This is a genomic window from Parachitinimonas caeni, assembly GCF_030129945.1.
GTDB classification, from domain to species: Bacteria; Pseudomonadota; Gammaproteobacteria; order Burkholderiales; family Chitinimonadaceae; genus Parachitinimonas; species Parachitinimonas caeni.
The window spans coordinates 1-992 of record NZ_JARRAF010000131.1 but is presented as its reverse complement, the minus strand read 5'-3'; the positions used below and the strand labels follow the sequence as shown (position 1 = coordinate 992).

The window sequence follows — 992 nt, the reverse complement described above, 5'->3', positions numbered from 1 at the left end:
TCACGGACAAGCTCAAGAGTTACGGCGCGGCCAAACAAGACATCATGCCGGAGGTTGAGCATCGACAGCACAAGGGCTTGAACAACCGTGCAGAGGTGTCCCATCAGCCCACCCGGCTGAAAGAGAAGCAGATGCGACGTTTCAAATCCCCGGCTCTGGCCCAGCGCTTCCTGTCTGCTCACGGGCCCATCAACAACTTGTTTCGTTGTCATCGTCATTTGCTCAGTCGGGTCGATTACCGCGCTGCGCGTCAAAAGGCTTTTTTCACGTGGCAGATCATTACCAATGCCCTTGCTGCGGGCTGAATTGGGGGAGCGGTGCGATTGGCGCAACTTTTACGCACCATTATATGACAATGGCAATTTGGCTAAATTAAGTTGTCAATACCGCACGGTCTGCCATTCCTGGGTGCGGTTGCCAGCGGCATCGTAGACATATTCGGTTAGGGTGCTGTTGTCGGCACTGAAGTCACAAATGGCTTTGAGGTGGCCGTGGTCGTAGTAGGCGTAGCGCAGGTCCTGGCCGACGTTGTTGGTCTGGCGCAGCAGGCGGCCAGATGTGCCCCGCCCACGCCATCGCAGCCAAACTGCAAGACATTTTGTTAAAGAACAAAGTTTTATTGCAGGGGTGATTCAAGTTTATTTATTGAATCGTCACTCGCTTCTATTATCAGAACAACACCACAGCAATCATCCCCACCAAAACCTGAACGGCTGGACGCCGAAACAGGTTTTGGAGAATGAAAACCCTTTTACCCACGCTCCCAAATAAATAGCAAATTTCGAAGAATTGGAGGGCTTGTTGACGGGGATTCAAATACGGCGTTAGCCCAATTCAAAACCCGACAAAAACCCATCTCAAACCCGAGGCCCGCTCTAAACTGAAGTGCAACACCTTCAAACGTATGCGAAGGTGTTGGGGTGGGAAAAATATATAGTCATTTGACAGAGAGTGAGCGAGTTCGGATTCAGGCGGGGTTGGAATCCGGGCTC

General features: G+C 51.7%; 2 protein-coding genes. Both read left to right on the top strand.

Annotated elements, in window-relative coordinates; translation table 11 throughout:
• Positions 1 to 305: DDE-type integrase/transposase/recombinase (locus PZA18_RS25540; protein ID WP_407951214.1), on the top strand; the 305-nt coding region annotated here is incomplete at its 5' end.
• Positions 306 to 558: 253 nt separating this feature from the next.
• Positions 559 to 771, top strand: coding sequence for a hypothetical protein (locus tag PZA18_RS23935; protein ID WP_284103406.1), 213 nt, complete (start codon positions 559 to 561; stop codon positions 769 to 771).
• Positions 772 to 992: the final 221 nt, after the last annotated feature.